Here is a 16,684-nt window from a genome sequence, read left to right as displayed (position 1 = left end):
AATTGCTTATGGTCAATAAAAACAATGTTGAAGCAATTGACGAAGGCTTCCTAGTAAGCTATTGTGAAAGATATGGATGTAAAAAAAAGGGATATGATTTAGGGAGATGTCGACTATTGAGTGCTCAAAGCCTGTGGAAAAGAAATTTTACTTATTTATTTGTTTCTAAAATGTGCAAAATTACGGCTGATAGTTTATCTTTCAACACCATCTTGTGGCTTTTAGTACTAGGAGGGAAAGGGGCCATAGGGACAGCTTTTTTTATTGCAGTCAGCTTTGTTCCTCAAGCGATTGTTGGACCATTTATTACGCCTATGATGAAGCCGCATCAATTGAAATTTTGGATGTGTTTTGCTGATTTAACACGAGGAGCGATTATCCTTGTGATCGTGGTTAGTTACTTTTATGGTTTCACACCATTAGTCCTCATCATTGGCTGTATGCTGCTGCATTCGGCGACAGGAGGCTCTTATGAACCGGCATCTGTATCGATTATCCCAAAGCTTGTTCATGAGGACCTCATACAAAAAGCGAATGCAACGATCCAATCAGCAAGTCATGTAGTAAGACTTGTGACGGTCACGATTTGTGGTGTCATGATTGCATTTGTAGGCGTAGGTTATACAATGCTTGTGATCATTCCTCTTTACCTTTTGTCCGCTTTATTGGTGTTCATGATTTCATATCAAACAGAAGTCATCATCGATAAAGCCAAAAAAGGGTTATCTTACGGCAAAAGATTAATTCGAGGTTTTTCACTTGTTAGAAGCCATCATATTTTGTTTCCATTAGCGATTTTTTGTGTCTGCTCAAACTTTGCTGCGGCACCATGGGAAGCATTGTCTGTTATTTATTTAACGGAAGACTTACATAGTGGACCGGTCGTCTATTCATTCATCAAAGTCACAACCGCACTAGGCGCATTTTTGATGGGGTTTGTTTTGACAAAGATAAAAGTGAATCGGTATGGATTGCTGTTTATAGGTGCTGGGATTGTTGATGGAATCGCCTTCTTTATCACAGGTATGAACGCATTGTTACCACTTGTGTTTATATCAGCTTTTGCTTTAGGAGCAGCCATTAGTGCAGTTAACGTACCCGAACATACGATGATTCAATTGTCAGTGAAGGCAGAGGATCAGCCGCAAGTGTATGCGATCATTAACATGATTTCCTACTTGATGATTCCGTTAGGCGCCCTCATTGGCGGTTATATGGCAACCCTGTTTGGATCTGGGTATGTCATTGCGGCTGGCGGCATCATTGAAGCTGTTTCAGGTATATGCCTGCTTCTGTTTACAAAGATCGGGAAGGTAGAGAGAGCGGAGTTGACAATAGAACGAGACAAACCTGCCGTAAACGCAACGTAAGCATGGCATGATTGAATGAGGATAGGTTACAATGAGGACGAGAAAACATGAGAATTTAATGGAAAGGGGAAAAATTATGGCTATAGCAGACGTCACCATCATTCCGATAGGCACTGAAACACCAAGTGTCAGTGCTTACGTAGCAGATGTACAAAGAATTTTAGAAGGCTTTCAACAAGAAGGAAAAATCAAATATCAATTAACACCGATGAATACGTTAATTGAAGGCGAATTATCCGTTTTATTTGAGGTCATTCAGCGTATTCATGAAGCCCCTTTTGAAAAGGGATTGCACCGAGTAGCGACCAATATTCGCATCGATGACAGACGGGATCAAACCACAACACTTACAAGCAAATTAGAAAGCGTGAATAAGCATTTAAATCAATAAAAAAAGCCTGCTAAATGCAGGCTTTTTAATGTGCAGTTGGATAACCGCTATAGATGATGGTCATGACAGTGAACCATCCAAAAACCAAAAATGTAGCGCCTGCAAAAGCGATGGCAAGTACGTTCACTTTTTTTAGTGAGCGATAGATGCCGAGCGCAGCTAAAATCGTGACTAGACCAAAAATAATGACGAGCATCATGTGAAAGTCCCCCTTTGTCATCAATCCCCTTGATTTCCTTTCTTTTCATTTTAACCGTTTTCATAAAGCTTGTCGAGTAGATTCCAGTTGACGATTGTTTGAATTTTTATTGAATAGCCTTCATAATAAAAAAGAATGAATAAAGTAGGTGATGAAAATGAATTGGAGAAGAATGCCACTAGGCTATGTACAAGCGAACGCATATATTTGGAAAAATGAGCAGGGAGAATGCTTAATTTTTGATCCAGGCGGTGAAGCGCAAAAGCTGATTTCCTATGTAAAAGAAAAACAGCTTACACCACTTGCTGTCTTATTGACACATGCTCATTTTGATCATATTGGCGCGGCAGATGAGGTGCGCGAAGAGTGGGGAGTGCCGCTGTATGTACACGAAAATGAAAAAGAATGGCTCACGAACGCTGAATTAAACGGTTCAGCTCGATTGATTGGGAATGGAATTACGGTCAAAGAAGCTGAAAAATTGATTACGTCAGAAGGAACGCTTCAAATTGGGTCGTTTACATTAGAAATGTTCCATACACCTGGCCATTCACCAGGCAGTGTGTCTTACTATTCGTCGGAAGAGGGCTTTGTTATTTCTGGTGACACGCTATTTGAAGGCGGCATCGGGAGAACAGATTTAGTAGGCGGCAGTCAGGAAGTGCTGCTACAATCAATCCATCAAAAATTATTGTCATTGCCAGAATCAACTCTTGTTTTAAGCGGACATGGCGGGGAAACGACTGTGCTGACGGAGCAGGAGCAAAATCCGTTTATTAATGGTTTTTCTCTTTAATTGCAGGCATGAAAAAAGCATCTCTTTAAAAGAGATGCTTTTTTCAATTAATGTCCGGTACCGGGAACCATGATGAAAATCGAATAATATGTAAATCCGGCAAAGAAAATCGTCAAGTACGCTCCGAAAATGTAAATATACATTCTTTCGGATAAATTCAAGTAGGATAAAAATACAAAAAGAACGGTTTGACCGAAGAACAGCAGCGATGCATCTTTCATATGTCCTAAATAGAACATCACAGCAAAAATACCCGTCCAAAAGCCAAGCACGCGGAACATGCGATTCATTTCTTTCCCTCCCCTTAAAAACCCCTTTGATTCATATTATAGCTGATCATCACTTGTTATGTAAACATTTACATTTTTGACATCATGTGAACAATTTATTTTGAATGTAGAAAAAATTTTTTTGAAAAAATGATGAAAAAGTGTTTATGCTGAAAAGCATGAGGGTACTTACTCCATAAGAGAAAAGGTTAACGACCTAAGGAGGAAGACTAATGAGTGACATTACTTTTTATTCATACCCGAGCTGCACGTCTTGCCGCAAAACAAAACATTGGTTAAAGGCGAATCAAATTGATTTTAAAGAGCGTCACCTTTTCAGAGAAACGCCAACCCTAGATGAATTAAAAAAGATTCTTTCTTTAACAACAGAAGGAATGGATGAAATTTTAGCCACACGAAGTCAGGCTTTTAAAAGCTTAAATTTAAATATTAATGACTTAAAAGTAAACGAGGTCTTACAGCTTCTCATTGAAAAACCAAAGCTGCTCCGGAGACCAATCATCATTGATGGGAATAAATTAGTGGTCGGCTATAATCCAGGAGAACTCATGAAAATATCAAAGAAGAAAGCGATTCATCAATCGGTTTCTTAATAAAAAACGAAGATCAGCTGAAACAAGCTTCAGCCGTCTTCGTTTTTGTGCTGAACTGGGCTAGCTGGGTTCGAACCAACGATCACGGAGTCAAAGTCCATTGCCTTACCACTTGGCTATAGCCCAATATCAAACGTGTAATGTTATTGTTCACCATCTGCGGTCATTTATACATAAAAGTTGTATGTCACGAGTTTTAGTGAAAAAGGAGCGAAAGAAATAAATGAAAAATGAAAAATCAAAGCAATTATACGAATTTATCCTAAAAGAAGCCCCTGTCATGACCGAAGAATGGCTAAAAACAAGAACAGAAGAAGGCTCATTATATTCTAAACATGCTTCAGAGGAAACGGAAAAGAAGCTGAAGGAACAGAACACAGCGTTTATTCAAACCATTGCAGCCACGCTTGTGACACTGTCTGACAAAGTAGAAAACCATTTGAAAAAGTGGTCTGTTGATATTGCACGTGATCGAGCAGTGCACGAGGTGCCGCTATATGAAATCATTGGACAGTTTAAGATTTTCCGCCACATTTTCTGTTCGAGAATTGAGACATTCACCCAAGAAACAGAGCTTGAAGTGACGCTGCAAGATGTGTGTCAGTGGAATCAGCACTTTCACGCCACATTTGATGATATGATTGAGCGCTTATCAGAAGAATATGACCGCGTGACAATCAGTCAGTTGAATGCACAAAGAGAGATGATTCAAGAACTGAGTGCACCTGTTATTCCAGTATCAAAGGAAATCGGGATTTTGCCGCTGATTGGAGAGATCGATACGTACCGGGCCAAAATCATTCTGGAATCCGTACTAGAACAGGCTTCAAGATTGCGTCTAACGCACTTATTTATTGATATTTCTGGTGTTCCCGTTGTTGATACGATGGTGGCCTATCAGCTGTTTAAAGTGGTCGATAGTGCGAAGCTGCTAGGAATTGAGACGATTATTTCAGGCATCCGCCCAGAGATCGCTCAAACTGTAGTGAAACTCGGCATTGATTTCTCAAAAGTAAATACTGAGCATAGCCTTGCAAAAGCGTTAGAAAAAAGAGGATTTCGTATCTTTGAAGAGCAGCCGCAAGAAGCCACATCATGACCAAAAAACCTGTACTTGTAAAAGTCAGGTTTTTTATATGCTCTTTTCTAAAAAATGATGTAATGCATCATGAGTTGAGGGTTTTCATCATTTATTAGTCATGAAAATCATAAATTGCTCTTTTGTCATTCACGTTCCGCCATTCTACAATGTGATCACAGAAAGGAGTGATCCACTTGTATGGGATTGAATATTTAAGGCAAGAGCTGCTAGAAGAAGCATGCCGCATGAGGGCTTCTGATATGCATATTGTGCCAAAAGAAAAGGAAGCTTCGGTGTCATTTCGTGTTGATTCAGATTTAATCCAGCAGCGAACGATTGATAAAAAAAGCGGAGAGCGGCTTATTGCACATTTTAAGTTTTTATCTTCTATGGATATCGGGGAAAAAAGGAGGCCGCAAAATGGCTCACTAGCTGTGATGCTAAGAAAAGGTCAAGTATTTATTCGGATGTCTACCTTGCCGACAGTGAATGATGAGAGCTTGGTGATTAGAATTTTACCGCAGGATCATGTTCCGAAAATAAAACATCTATCATTATTTCCGAAAGCCTCAGCCAGATTATTATCCTTTTTAAACCACTCGCATGGACTCATTTTATTTACTGGGCCAACCAATTCAGGGAAAACAACAACACTATATTCACTGATCCAGTTTGCAAAAAAGAATTTTAACCGAAATATTATTACCCTTGAAGATCCTGTCGAAACAAGGAATGAAGAAGTGCTGCAGGTTCAAGTGAATGAAAAAGCCGGCATCACGTATGCCGCTGGATTACGCGCTATATTAAGACATGATCCAGATGTGATTGTGCTAGGAGAAATAAGAGATGCTGAAACGGCCAGAACGGCGATTAGAGCAGCACTGACAGGCCATTTAGTATTGAGTACGCTCCATGCAAAAAATGCAAAAGGAGCCCTTTACCGCATGCTTGAATTTGGTGTCACGATGAATGAACTCGAACAAACCATGGTTGCGATTGCTGCCCAGCGATTAATCGAGCTCACCTGTCCTTTTTGCGGAGAAAGATGTCAGCTTTACTGTAAATTAAATCGACCGATCAGACGAACAAATGTATTTGAACTGCTGTTCGGAAAAGAGCTTGGTGAGTGTATCAAGGAGGCTAAAGGAGAATATGCTCACTCGTCATATGAAACACTGCAAAGATTAATTCGTAAAGGAGTGGCACTCGGCTATTTATCAAAAAACACTTACCATCGCTGGGTTTATGAAGAAGCGAGCCTCTAAAGTATGGTCTAAAAAGGATCAAGCTGAATGCCTATCAAAACTGGCTCAATTAATTCAGGCTGGATATACATTGATTGAGGCATTAGTGATGGTGAATATCCAGTTATCAAAACAACAGCGGCAGCAATTAAAACTAGGTATTCAGTGGCTGCACGAAGGCGAGCCTTTTTATGTAGTGCTGGAGAGACTCCATTTTCAGCGGGAAGTCATCGCTATACTATGTTTTTCTGAGAAGCATGGCAGTCTAGCCCGTGCTTTAGAACAAAGCGCCCGTTTTTTAGAGAAAAAAATCAAACAGTTAGACACGTTTAAACGTATGTTACGTTACCCGCTTTTCCTTATCTTCACGGTTTTGGTCGTGCTGGTACTCGTTCAGCAAATGATCATTCCTCAATTTTCTGTTTTGTACTCATCAATGGATACCCGCATGTCTTGGCTGATTCAAGGGATGTTTGGACTATTTCAATTCCTTCATGCTTTTCTGCTCATCACTAGTTGTCTGTGTATCTCTCTTATTGGATATTATGCTGTTTTTTTTAGGAAAAAGTCGACCCTTGAGAAATTGAGGGTGATGAGTAAGCTGCCTTTTTTATATAAAGGGATGCAGCTGATGCATACGTACCTTTTTTCTCTTCAGCTCAGCGGACTGCTTCAAGCTGGATTATCGATGTACGAAGGTTTGCAAGCTTTTAAACAGCAAAGCTACCTGCCTTTTCTTCAAGAAATAGGTGAACAAATGATGGAAGAGTTAAGAAAAGGAGAAAGCATGGCCCATCAAGTAAGCGTGTCTCCTTTTTTCGAAAAACATTTTGCGGCCATTATCAAGCATGGTGAAGCCAGCGGAATGCTTGCGAGAGAAATGTACACGTACAGCCAATTTCTATTAGAGAATGCAGAGCTAAAAATTGAAAAATGGATTTCTTGGCTGCAGCCAGTTATTTATGGGGTAACAGCACTTCTTATACTCATCGTGTATTTATCTATTCTTTTACCAATGTATCAACTAATGGAGCAAGTGTAAGAAGGAGGACAGAGACATGAATGATAAAGGATTTACCCTGTTAGAAATGTTAATAGTCATGCTCGTAATATCCATTCTTTTACTCATTACCATACCGAATATCACACGTCATCACCAAGCGATTCAGGCAAAGGGCTGTGAAGGGCTTAAATCAATGGTCAGCACACAAGTGATGGCATATGAATTGGAGCATGATGGGAAGACGCCATCTTTAGCTGAATTAGAAAAAGAAGGTTATGTCAAAAAGGGATTAACTTGTCCTAATGGAAAAGCGATTGTCATTCAAAACGGCAACGTGAAGCATGAATAAATTATTTTTACATGAGAAGGGTTTTACCCTGATTGAACAGCTGATGATCTTACTTGTTTTATCGATTGTATTGTCGATCATGGGAGGGAAAATCCCAAAAATAATAGAAAACGCTGAAGCCAAAAGACAAGTAAACATCATGAAACAAGATATTCAATTGGCATCATATACTGCATTTATCAAAAAAACACGTGTACATGTTGGGATCCATCCGCCGCATGTATCTTATCAGGTAATAGATCAAAAGAGTAACGAAGTCATTGCTTCATATCAACATAAAAAGGGCAGCATCAAAACTTCTACATTCTCGCAAGGTATCTATTTTAATGCAAACGGACATCCAAGCAGCGGTGGATCTTTCATTGTCGAATTTGGCAGTCAAACGTATAAACTGACGATTTATTTAGGAAGCGGGCGAATCCATGTTCAAAAACAATAGAGGATTTAGTACGTTTGAAACACTGTTTGCCTGTCATCTCTTTCTATTTGCTGCTCTAGTGCTCATGCCAGCCTATGAAAAACTCATGATGGGGAAAAAGGAAGTGAGAGCCAAGCTTGAAGCTTATCAGGTTTTACATGAAGAGATGAATGAAGCGTTTATAAATGGGACAACATCTTCCATCAAAAAGAAGAGAGGCGAGATCACATATGTTTTCAATTGGCGTAAACAGAAGGGATGTGTTTCATATAAAGTACAAAAAAAAGAGACCATATGCTTTCAGCATGTGGAGCGATGACAAAGCTTTTACCCTTTTACAAGCTTTGTGGCAGTTGCAGCTCTTTCTATTTCTTTCTTTTGGCTGTGGGCTGATCTTTTCAGCAGCGGAGAAAGCTCGTCCATTTGAAGACATCAACGGATTTTCCCAAATGGAGTGGAAACAGACTGTTCTGCAATTAGATGAGGAATTAAGTCGTGCCGATGCTGTGAAATCAGTGAAAGATGGAAAAGCGTTAGAGTATATTTCTGATCAAGGGCGAGTGGTAACAATTGAGCCATATCAAGAGATGCTTCGAAAACGAATGGATCAAGCTGGCCACCTTCCTTTATTGCATAAGGTGAAACAATTTCACGTGAGAACGAGTCAGCATAGAGCCATCCTGAAAGTCACAGATGGATCTGGTAAAGTGTATGAAGCCGTTTTTTTCACATATAAAGGAGTGGTTCGTAAATCGTGAAAAGAGAGGAAGGTTTTATCTATCCGCATGTACTTGCGGCGATTTTATTTTTTCTCTTGATCCTAGGGGCGATAACGATGGGGTTTCAAAAAGAACTGAAAAGTGCAGAGCTGACGATTTCCTTTTATAAAAAACAGCAGCTTTTTAGGGTGGGTGTGAGTGAAGCTGCCAGCACAGTAGAACGTATTTGTGCGAAACAGAAAACCCATATTGATACTGAAGAAGGCCGTGTGACACTGAAGCGGATGAAATGCGATCTTAAGAAAAAACTTGTCCTTGTTTTGGTGAAGGTGAAAACAAAAGATGGTTTATTCGATGAGCGTGAACTGATGCTGGATTGGAAGACCGGTGAAATCATGAGATGGGCAAATCCTGATTAGCCAGTGTATAAAATCATCCTCTTCCTGGAAAGACTTGAAGGAAGAAGAGGTGAATGTGCTTGAAAACAAATGACTATGTAAAATATATGACGCAGGAAATCATTAAATATATGAATACACCACGTGACGAACGGAAGGAACACAAACAAGAAAAAATAGAAACGAAACCGCCGTTTTCACAGCGTTTATTTGGGGTTCTGCCGTTTGGCTTATCCATGATGCTTAAAGAACGCCAGCGCCATCGACGAAAGTAAAAAGCCGCCCAGCAGGCGGTTTTTTTATGCCACTTTAGCTGTATTCCTCCACAACAATCACTTTATTCACCTTGTTTGAGTAAGGGTTATAGGAAATGGTGACGAATACCCCAAATTCCTTTGTATGGTCTTTTAACGTAATATGATACTGTTTCACAGATTCCTTATCGCGGTGGCGGTCCCATACTTTTTGTTTAAATAATACTTGCGTTAGCGGGTATCTTTTTTTTGCTTCTTTGACTGCCCGCGTTTCCCATTGATCTGCGGCGGCAGTCAAACCTCTCGCATCAACGGGTTTGACCTCTAGAATCATAGAACTCAGCAGTAAACTGAGCATGATTATGATTTTTCCATATTTCACTTAACATCACCTCACCTCTTCATATCCTGACCAAATCCTACATTTTTATGTAAGTTTTAAGAAGTACAAATGTCACACAAAAAAATATTGAATATGGTGAAAAAATGAGAAAATGGGAGAATTTTCTCGTAATTGTTCTTGTTTAAGAACAAAATGGACTAATTTGACGTTTTGGGTTTTATAGGTATTTCCTTATACTGTATATAATCGTTCTTTTTAAAGAACAGTTGTTCAAGGAGTTGAAGGAATGAATGAAACAGTCGCTCTTTGTACTCTTTTGTGCCATTTGTTTGATTTTGACGTCTTCCCTCATGACACCAACGAATGCTTCTTTTAACGATGTTGAGCACAAAAACTTTGTCATGAAAACATGTGAAAATTTTGAACAGACAGATCAGCATTGTCAGCCTAAAAAATGGGATGAAAGTCAATTGGAGCTTATCGATCAAACGATGATCGAAGGAACAGTCTGCGCACCTCAAAAGCTGAGCATGACACTAAAAAATAGTGGACAGCCTATTGCGTACTCTGAATGGAAGTGGGAATTACATAAAATAGGAAATGGTCAGAAGCCATTACAAGATGGTCATATTCTTGAAAAGGGCTCCATAAAGTCCCTGTTGTCGCAAGAAACAGCGACTGTCACGACAGATAAAGCAAAAACAAATGGAAGCTATGCATTTAAAATCTATTATCCTAAAGGGTTTGGCGCATCTGATCAGGCGTACTTTTGGTCTAAACCGATGGAGCTCTCAAAGTGTCAAGAAAAGGCGTCCTAAATGGAGCTGTCTTTTAAAGTGAAAAAATGATAGGCGAAGGGGAGAAGGGGTTATGAAAAAATGGATGAAAATGTCTGGGAGTATTCTTTATGTGATGGTGTTCACGGTGATGATAGCCTCTATTATTGTCGTGTTGTCATCAAGAACAACAGGAGGAGAACCTCAGATTTTCGGTTATCAATTGAAGCAAGTATTATCAGGTTCGATGGAACCAGAATTTTCAGCTGGGTCACTGATTGTTGTAAAACAGGTCGCCTCACCTGAGACGCTCAAAAAAGGAGATATTATTACGTTTCAAACAAAGCAGGATCAGTCCTTTGTGACCCACCGAATTGTTGGGGTGAAGGGAAAGGGTGCAAATAAAGCGTTTGAGACGAAGGGTGACAATAATATGTATCAGGACGGTACGCTGGTAAAAGCGGATCAGATAACTGCGCAGTATATGGGAGTGAACATTCCTTATGCAGGAAAGCTTCTTTCGTATGCAGGGACATCAGCTGGAACTGCTTTGCTCCTTATTATACCAGGTGTCATGCTGCTCGTTTATTCAACCATTCATTTTGTGGGCGCAGCAAAACATCGTAGACACACGGCTGATGTACATATCTCAGAGGAACAAGCTTAAATCGTTTGTAACCTAATCAGGTTTCAATAAAACAATATATTAGGGGGTTTATTCATGGCAATGAAGAAATCAATTCGTTTAGGTGTATTATCAGGGGCTTTAGGTCTTGCATTAATTGGCGGGGGAACATGGGCGGCGTTTAATGATATTGAAAAGGCAAACGCGGTCTACTCGACAGGAGAGCTGGATTTATCTGCTAAAGAGAACTCCGGCGCCATCAACCTTTCGAACTTAAAACCTGGTGATCGGATCAAGAAAGAATTTCATTTTGATAATAAGGGATCACTAGCGATAAACCAAGTGCTGATGAGTCTTGATTACAGCCAGTTTACAGATGGATCTTCCGCGAAGAATGGCGGTAAAAATACAGCTGAAGAATTTCTCAGCCAGTTTCAGGTGAGTGTTCTTACGGTTGGAGCCGAAGGTGGAAATGGTTATCCGAAAAATATTATTTTAGACCATGCAAACCTGCTTGACTTGCATCAATTAACGTCAAAACAGGATCAGACCGCATTTGAAAAGCTTCGTCATGCCGTCGATGAGAAGTTTTTACATGAAAGTGGGAAAATTAATGTAGCAACTGTTGATGGAACAGTGGCTCCAGAGTATGACGGCATTCCAAAGAATCCGTTTGATTACGATAAAATGGAAATGATCATTGAATTTATCAATGACCAGACGAAGGATAAAGCTGGTCACTATATCCAAAATAAATACCAAGGCGATGCGATTCAAATTGATCTTTCCTTCGAAGCGACTCAGTGGAATGGTTTAACGATCAATCCAAAAAAGCATACGGATGAAAAAGGCTACGTGAAAGAAAACGAAAAAGCACACAGCGAAGATAAAAAATAAAGCCAGTCTTTAGGCTGATATCAAGGTCTGCATAGCAATTGGAGGAGTATGCGCTAAAACGTGCGCTTTACTCCTCTTCTTGCTTTTTTCTCCAGATTTGATAATCTAAAAATTCACGAAATTGCTTTTTCGAAACCCCTGATGTCATTGCATCTCGAACTAGTTTTTCCCATTCACTATCTAATTGACCATCGTATTCGGTTTCATCTTTTTCGTTTAAAAGTGTATGAACCGAGACGTCCAGAACAGCGGAGACTTTTTCAAGAAATTGAATGGAGGGGTTTGTTTGCAAGTTTCTTTCTATTGAGCTTAAATAAGACTTCGCTACCCCAGCCTTTTCGGCCAGTTCTGATAGTGAGTAGCCTTTTTCATTGCGGTATTGTTTAATACGCTGGCCAATCAATGTCATCACCTTCCTTTCGATATTATAGCACATTCAGAAAGGTTTGATAGAATGACTTCTTACCAGAGGGGGAGACTCAGAGGACTTTTCATTTGATTTGAGGAAATGACGGACTTCTTCAACTGTTAGTCCTGCCTTGCGAGCTTCGCGTAATAATTGAACCCATTCACTGTCTAATTTGTTCGTTTTCTTTTCCATACAAATACCCTCCTAAAATACTGAATCATGTATTTCAGGCACTTAACGCATGAAATGGAAAGACATAGGTGGTAAGACCTCATAGTTTGCTTGCGTCATGTTTCCGCCCAATACAAACAGACAAACTTAGCTTTAGACTGATCGAAAATCGTATGTCACATAAAAGGGGAGGGGACCATGAGTCAACCTCCTCTTTTTTGCTGTAAGTAAAAAAGTCCGCCATTTTCAATCGTAAGACTGATTTTTGGTTCGTATAAAGTTTTGAGTGCTTGTCTTTCTATTTCATATTCTACAGATGTGTCTGAAGTCCCTTCATAAAATTGGTTTAAAAGTTCGAAGTCTTCCTTCCATTTTTGAACGGCGCGCACTGCCCAGTCGTCCGGCTCCTCATGGGCATAATGCTCCATAAGGCTGTAGAGCCGTTTGATTCCGCTCTCTGGCTTAATCATTGTGCTCATCGTAAAGCAATAATCGGGAATTTGAGACGACAGCTCACGAGCTTCCAGCTTCTCTTGAAATTGTTCAATGACTTCTCCGCGAATGAGATGAAGGCCTAATGATAAAAGCTTATCCTTCTTCCGGTCTGCAAGGTAAGAAATTTTTACATTGAGACCAAGCCATGGCTCAAGGGCGATCTGGTTGTTCGTGAGCGGGCTGACTCGTTCATAAAGCCTGATAAAACGGCCCTGCTCTTTGACCGCCTCAAATATTTGAAATAACCGGGGGGAGCCGAAATGGATAAATTCACCACTGATCGTATCACCCGCTTTTTTTTGATCTGTGATGAAAGTCAATTGCCGCGGTTCAGGTACACCGCCAGTTTTTTCAAGCCAGTGCCAATAAAAAGGACGGTTCATAATCAATTTATCCATTTCAATTGTCAGCTGTACGGTCATATGTCCTGCACTTTCTTCTAATATGCTGCATTGATTCGCCTTGAAAAAACGGAGAAGAAAGGTGTGAATGTCATGCTGCTCCATTGATCAACTCTCCTTTATGAGCCTTGCTGTCTTTTTTCTAAAAGTGGTGTTTGTGCTTCAGTTAAATAAGAAGCAAACTGGGTTAATTTCTTTTTCATGTCTCCGCCTGGTTCATGCTGGAAGAGGATTTGATGCAATTCTGTTTCGACATCTTTAATATCAACTCTTGTTAAAATATCATCTAAATCGCCTATGACGTTTTCAAACAGCTGAATTTTTTCATATAAAAGCTTTAAAATATGCTCTTCAACTGTTCCGCTCGTTGCCATATTGTAAATGTGGACATCTCGCTCTTGGCCAAGGCGGTGGATACGTCCAATTCTCTGTTCTAAACGCATCGGGTTCCACGGGAGGTCGTAGTTAATGATTTGGTTACAAAACTGAAGGTTGATCCCTTCGCCGCCAGCTTCTGTCGCAATTAACACTTGCGCCCGTTCTCTGAATAAATCTTTCATCCAATCTTTTTTGCCCCGCTTAAAGCCGCCCCGAAATGGAACAGAGCTGATGCCATTTTGCTGTAGAAACCATTGTAAATAAATTTGTGTGGCGCGGTATTCGGTGAAAATAATGACCTTCTCATTTAACTGCTGAATGAGTTTGACCACTTCAAGCGCCTTTGAGTTTTGCTCCACTTGATTGATTTTCTCCATGATTTGCGTTATAGCAGAAGATCCGAGAATATGCTTTTCTTCTTCCTGCATTTTTTTAATCGTCATATAAACTGCTTCACGGCTTGAACAGCATTCTCGTTCCAAGGTCATAATGGAAAACATATGCTTTGTATAAGACGGATTCTCTTTCAGCTTACAGATTTCATCATACAATGCTTGTTCTGTCGGAGAGAAATCAATGGAAATCGTTTTGACATGCCGTTTTGTCCACTCGATGCCTGTGTCTTGTCTTCGGTTTCGAATCATCACTTTATTGACGAGCTGTTTTAATCGGTCATGGTCTTCAAGCTGCAAGTCCTTTTTGGCAAAGATATCTTTAAATTGATGTTCATTTCCTAGGTGGCCTGGCTTCAGAAGGGAAACAAGATTAAATATTTCTCCGATCCGGTTTTGAATAGGTGTGGCTGTCAGCAGCAGGCAGAACTTCTTATTCAGGTTTCTCACAAATTCATAGTTTTTCGTTTTATTGTTTTTCAGTTTGTGTGCTTCATCGATAATGACCATATCGTAGGCAATCGATAAAATCGTGTCTCGATGCGGCTGTCTTTTGGCTGTGTCAATAGAGGAAACGACAACGTCACACTGCTCCCACACATAGCTCTTTTTTTGTTCAACAGCATCAATATAAAATTTCGTCCGCAGCTCCTGTACCCACTGAGACACAAGGGAGGCGGGGACGAGAATGAGAATCTTTTTGGCAAGTCCACGAATCATGTATTCTTTGATAATGAGTCCTGCTTCTACGGTTTTTCCAAGTCCCACTTCATCTGCTAGAATGGCTTTCCCATTCATTTCTTCTACGACTCTTCTGGCTACTTCGAGCTGGTGCTTTAAAGGTGTGAATGCAGGCAGGTGCGCGGGAGCTTGCAGTCCCTCGAATGAATCAATGGCTGTGACTTTTTGAACCTGCGTCGCTAAACGATACATATCCCAGTTTGCCCAAGGGCCGTCTGCTGAAAGCCGCTGCTGAAATTCATTTGCCCATTCCTGATCAAAAATCGTTTGAATATTCAATGTGGTCGCCTGCCTTTCTTTCTAGTAGGATCTGATAAAATTGTTCTGTTTTTAAACGCTTCATTTTTTTGGAGGTCTCTAAAAGACTAGATATATGAATAAAAGCGAACGATATCGAAGGGTTATTTTAAAAATGTTAATGATTTTTCTGTTGCTCTTCATCCATTTCTAATGGTAGGATGTTGATAAGTGATCTAGAAAATAAGTCACCCATTTTGATAGTATGTCCAATAAATGTGAAAAATATGAGCGGATGATGGTATGGGGAGAGACTTGGCGGTTATTTTGCACTGGCAGGCGCCGAAGGAGCAAGCTGAATGATTCAGTGAATCTCTCAGGCAAAAGTACTCTTACCGGACGCAACTCTGGAGAGTGTTTGCTTAAGGGTTTTAGCAAACCACCAAAGGGGAAAACGCACAATGATATTGTGCTGTAAACTTTCAGGTGCAAGGACAGAGACTTCTTTTTGATAAAAGGGAGCGCTCTGTCCTTTTTTGCTGTGATTTTTTTCTGAAAATTCAGCTTGCATTTGCACTGTGAGAAAAAAGGGGGAAACGATTGATGTTGAAACGAACACCGCTTTTTCATGCGTATGAAACGTTTGGCGCAAAAACCATTGACTTCGGGGGCTGGGAATTACCTGTCCAATTTTCTTCCATTAAAGAAGAACATGAAGCTGTTCGAACAAAAGCAGGGCTTTTTGATGTGTCTCACATGGGTGAGGTGGACGTCAAAGGTCAAGATGCCCTTCCATTTTTACAAAGGTTATTAACCAATGATGTGTCTAAGCTGACAGACGGTAAGGCACTATATACAGCCATGTGTTATGAAGATGGCGGAACGGTAGATGACCTGCTCGTCTACCAAAAAGAAAAGAATCACTATTTGCTTGTCATCAATGCATCAAATATCGATAAAGACGTGGATTGGCTTTTGAAGCACCAAGAGAAGGATGATGTATTGATCAAAAATATGTCTGATCAAATCGCCTTGCTAGCGCTTCAAGGACCTCTTGCAGCTGACATCATCAAAGAGGTGGCGGGTGAAGAGGTGACATCGCTTAAGCCATTTACGTTTTTATCAAAAGCTGAGGTCGCAAATAAAGAAGTGCTCGTTTCCAGAACAGGCTACACAGGGGAAGATGGCTTTGAAATCTACTGCCAGTCAGAAGATGCGGTTCACCTTTGGTCAGCTTTATTAGAAGCGGGGCAGCCAAAAGGACTCATTCCATGCGGACTCGGTGCACGTGACACCTTAAGATTTGAAGCAAGACTTCCGCTTTATGGCCAGGAGCTGACAAAGGATATCTCTCCATTAGAAGGCGGAATTGGTTTTGCTGTCAAAACGGATAAAGAAGCTGATTTTATCGGAAAAGCTGCACTTAAAAAACAAAAAGAAGAGGGACTGAAGCGAAAGCTTGTCGGCATTGAAATGATTGATAAAGGGATTCCGCGTACAGATTATCCAGTCTTTTCAGGAGAAAAGCAGGTTGGGATTGTCACAACGGGCACTCAATCCCCAACATTAAAGAAAAATGTCGGGCTTGCTTTGATCGAAACCTCAGAGGCGGAGCTTGGATCAGAGGTGGAAGTACAAGTTCGAAAAAAACGTCTAAAAGCCAAAATCGTCGCAACACCATTTTATAAAAGAGCCAAATAACGAGGGGGAATAG

Annotated in this window: 24 protein-coding genes, 1 tRNA gene and 1 riboswitch; of the genes, 17 read left to right on the top strand and 8 right to left on the bottom strand. The window is 40.4% G+C overall.

Features of this window, described 5'->3' with window-relative positions; translation table 11 throughout:
- Window positions 1-116: 116 nt before the first annotated feature.
- Window positions 117-1,370 carry an MFS transporter gene (locus tag ASE42_RS13260; RefSeq protein WP_056767338.1) on the top strand — a complete coding sequence of 418 codons (1,254 nt, stop codon included), beginning with the start codon at window positions 117-119 and terminating at the stop codon, window positions 1,368-1,370.
- Window positions 1,371-1,446: 76 nt separating this feature from the next.
- Window positions 1,447-1,761, top strand: coding sequence for an MTH1187 family thiamine-binding protein (locus ASE42_RS13255; protein WP_024427984.1), 315 nt, complete (start codon window positions 1,447-1,449; stop codon window positions 1,759-1,761).
- A 25-nt stretch (window positions 1,762-1,786) separates the two neighbouring features.
- Here ASE42_RS13255 and ASE42_RS18740 read toward each other — a convergent pair whose 3' ends face one another.
- The gene (locus tag ASE42_RS18740) at window positions 1,787-1,960 is read right to left on the bottom strand and encodes a DUF2759 domain-containing protein (protein WP_003217333.1); all 174 of its coding nucleotides are present in this window, start codon (window positions 1,958-1,960) and stop codon (window positions 1,787-1,789) included.
- Between the two features lie 157 nt (window positions 1,961-2,117).
- Between ASE42_RS18740 and ASE42_RS13250 the strand changes: the two genes are divergently transcribed.
- Window positions 2,118-2,756, top strand: a complete 639-nt coding sequence (locus ASE42_RS13250; protein ID WP_056767335.1) for an MBL fold metallo-hydrolase — start codon at window positions 2,118-2,120, stop codon at window positions 2,754-2,756.
- A 47-nt stretch (window positions 2,757-2,803) separates the two neighbouring features.
- On the opposite strand, the gene ASE42_RS13245 is transcribed toward ASE42_RS13250, so the two are convergent.
- Entirely contained in the window at window positions 2,804-3,046 is a 243-nt protein-coding gene (locus ASE42_RS13245) for a DUF2626 domain-containing protein (RefSeq protein WP_003217440.1), read from the bottom strand.
- A gap of 212 nt (window positions 3,047-3,258) precedes the next feature.
- Between ASE42_RS13245 and ASE42_RS13240 the strand changes: the two genes are divergently transcribed.
- Complete coding sequence (locus tag ASE42_RS13240) at window positions 3,259-3,639, top strand: Spx/MgsR family RNA polymerase-binding regulatory protein (RefSeq protein ID WP_007501232.1); 381 nt, start codon at window positions 3,259-3,261, stop codon at window positions 3,637-3,639.
- 55 nt (window positions 3,640-3,694) lie between these two features.
- Here ASE42_RS13240 and ASE42_RS13235 read toward each other — a convergent pair.
- A tRNA-Gln gene (locus ASE42_RS13235) sits at window positions 3,695-3,765 on the bottom strand.
- 97 nt (window positions 3,766-3,862) lie between these two features.
- Here ASE42_RS13235 and ASE42_RS13230 point away from each other — a divergent pair.
- The 9 genes from ASE42_RS13230 (at window position 3,863) to ASE42_RS13190 (ending at window position 9,126) form a co-directional block, all read left to right on the top strand.
- On the top strand, window positions 3,863-4,738 hold the full coding sequence (locus ASE42_RS13230) for an STAS domain-containing protein (RefSeq protein WP_056767330.1): 876 nt from the start codon (window positions 3,863-3,865) through the stop codon (window positions 4,736-4,738).
- A 176-nt stretch (window positions 4,739-4,914) separates the two neighbouring features.
- Window positions 4,915-5,985, top strand: a complete 1,071-nt coding sequence (comGA, locus tag ASE42_RS13225; RefSeq protein WP_056767329.1) for a competence type IV pilus ATPase ComGA — start codon at window positions 4,915-4,917, stop codon at window positions 5,983-5,985.
- Window positions 5,966-7,006, top strand: coding sequence for a competence type IV pilus assembly protein ComGB (comGB, locus tag ASE42_RS13220; protein WP_034621603.1), 1,041 nt, complete (start codon window positions 5,966-5,968; stop codon window positions 7,004-7,006). The genes comGA and comGB overlap by 20 nt, the downstream gene beginning before the upstream one ends.
- 16 nt (window positions 7,007-7,022) lie before the next feature.
- Window positions 7,023-7,316, top strand: a complete 294-nt coding sequence (comGC, locus tag ASE42_RS13215) for a competence type IV pilus major pilin ComGC (protein ID WP_024422977.1) — start codon at window positions 7,023-7,025, stop codon at window positions 7,314-7,316.
- On the top strand, window positions 7,309-7,755 hold the full coding sequence (comGD, locus tag ASE42_RS13210; RefSeq protein ID WP_044334110.1) for a competence type IV pilus minor pilin ComGD: 447 nt from the start codon (window positions 7,309-7,311) through the stop codon (window positions 7,753-7,755). Before comGC ends, comGD begins: the two co-directional genes overlap by 8 nt.
- Complete coding sequence (gene comGE, locus ASE42_RS13205; protein WP_024427988.1) at window positions 7,739-8,053, top strand: competence type IV pilus minor pilin ComGE; 315 nt, start codon at window positions 7,739-7,741, stop codon at window positions 8,051-8,053. Before comGD ends, comGE begins: the two co-directional genes overlap by 17 nt.
- Complete coding sequence (gene comGF, locus ASE42_RS13200) at window positions 7,965-8,492, top strand: competence type IV pilus minor pilin ComGF (RefSeq protein ID WP_321164570.1); 528 nt, start codon at window positions 7,965-7,967, stop codon at window positions 8,490-8,492. Before comGE ends, comGF begins: the two co-directional genes overlap by 89 nt.
- A complete protein-coding gene (locus tag ASE42_RS13195; RefSeq protein WP_044334107.1) occupies window positions 8,489-8,872 on the top strand; it encodes a competence type IV pilus minor pilin ComGG in 384 nt (127 codons plus the stop codon). The genes comGF and ASE42_RS13195 overlap by 4 nt, the downstream gene beginning before the upstream one ends.
- A gap of 59 nt (window positions 8,873-8,931) precedes the next feature.
- Window positions 8,932-9,126 (top strand): YqzE family protein, encoded by a 195-nt coding sequence (locus ASE42_RS13190; RefSeq protein ID WP_056767455.1) that lies wholly within the window; start codon window positions 8,932-8,934, stop codon window positions 9,124-9,126.
- Between the two features lie 34 nt (window positions 9,127-9,160).
- On the opposite strand, the gene ASE42_RS13185 is transcribed toward ASE42_RS13190, so the two are convergent.
- Entirely contained in the window at window positions 9,161-9,439 is a 279-nt protein-coding gene (locus ASE42_RS13185; protein ID WP_171464609.1) for a DUF3889 domain-containing protein, read from the bottom strand.
- A 299-nt stretch (window positions 9,440-9,738) separates the two neighbouring features.
- On the opposite strand from ASE42_RS13185, the gene tapA reads away from it, so the two are divergent.
- From tapA to tasA, 3 genes are read left to right on the top strand one after another with little or no spacing between them, the layout of a single operon-like run.
- Window positions 9,739-10,266, top strand: a complete 528-nt coding sequence (gene tapA, locus ASE42_RS13180) for an amyloid fiber anchoring/assembly protein TapA (protein ID WP_056767322.1) — start codon at window positions 9,739-9,741, stop codon at window positions 10,264-10,266.
- A 52-nt stretch (window positions 10,267-10,318) separates the two neighbouring features.
- A complete protein-coding gene (gene sipW, locus ASE42_RS13175) occupies window positions 10,319-10,891 on the top strand; it encodes a signal peptidase I SipW (protein WP_056767319.1) in 573 nt (190 codons plus the stop codon).
- A gap of 54 nt (window positions 10,892-10,945) precedes the next feature.
- Window positions 10,946-11,746 (top strand): biofilm matrix protein TasA, encoded by an 801-nt coding sequence (gene tasA / locus ASE42_RS13170; RefSeq protein WP_024422970.1) that lies wholly within the window; start codon window positions 10,946-10,948, stop codon window positions 11,744-11,746.
- A gap of 67 nt (window positions 11,747-11,813) precedes the next feature.
- Here the strand turns inward: tasA and sinR are convergent, their stop codons facing one another.
- From sinR to ASE42_RS13155, 4 genes are all read right to left on the bottom strand, one after another.
- Window positions 11,814-12,149, bottom strand: coding sequence for a transcriptional regulator SinR (gene sinR / locus ASE42_RS13165; RefSeq protein ID WP_024422969.1), 336 nt, complete (start codon window positions 12,147-12,149; stop codon window positions 11,814-11,816).
- A gap of 33 nt (window positions 12,150-12,182) precedes the next feature.
- On the bottom strand, window positions 12,183-12,347 hold the full coding sequence (locus ASE42_RS18735) for an anti-repressor SinI family protein (protein ID WP_073206269.1): 165 nt from the start codon (window positions 12,345-12,347) through the stop codon (window positions 12,183-12,185).
- A 182-nt stretch (window positions 12,348-12,529) separates the two neighbouring features.
- A complete protein-coding gene (locus ASE42_RS13160) occupies window positions 12,530-13,327 on the bottom strand; it encodes a YqhG family protein (RefSeq protein WP_024422968.1) in 798 nt (265 codons plus the stop codon).
- Between the two features lie 14 nt (window positions 13,328-13,341).
- Window positions 13,342-15,012, bottom strand: a complete 1,671-nt coding sequence (locus ASE42_RS13155) for a DEAD/DEAH box helicase (RefSeq protein ID WP_025092978.1) — start codon at window positions 15,010-15,012, stop codon at window positions 13,342-13,344.
- 253 nt (window positions 15,013-15,265) lie between these two features.
- A riboswitch (glycine riboswitch) is annotated at window positions 15,266-15,372 on the top strand.
- Between the two features lie 201 nt (window positions 15,373-15,573).
- Between ASE42_RS13155 and gcvT the strand changes: the two genes are divergently transcribed.
- Window positions 15,574-16,671 (top strand): glycine cleavage system aminomethyltransferase GcvT, encoded by a 1,098-nt coding sequence (gene gcvT, locus ASE42_RS13150; protein WP_041117963.1) that lies wholly within the window; start codon window positions 15,574-15,576, stop codon window positions 16,669-16,671.
- The last annotated feature ends 13 nt before the right edge of the window (window positions 16,672-16,684 follow it).

It is taken from the genome of Bacillus sp. Root920 (assembly GCF_001429445.1).
Taxonomy (GTDB): Bacteria; Bacillota; Bacilli; order Bacillales; family Bacillaceae; genus Bacillus; species Bacillus safensis.
The sequence above is the reverse complement of the archived record's forward strand: the minus strand, read 5'-3'. Positions and strand labels throughout refer to the sequence as shown.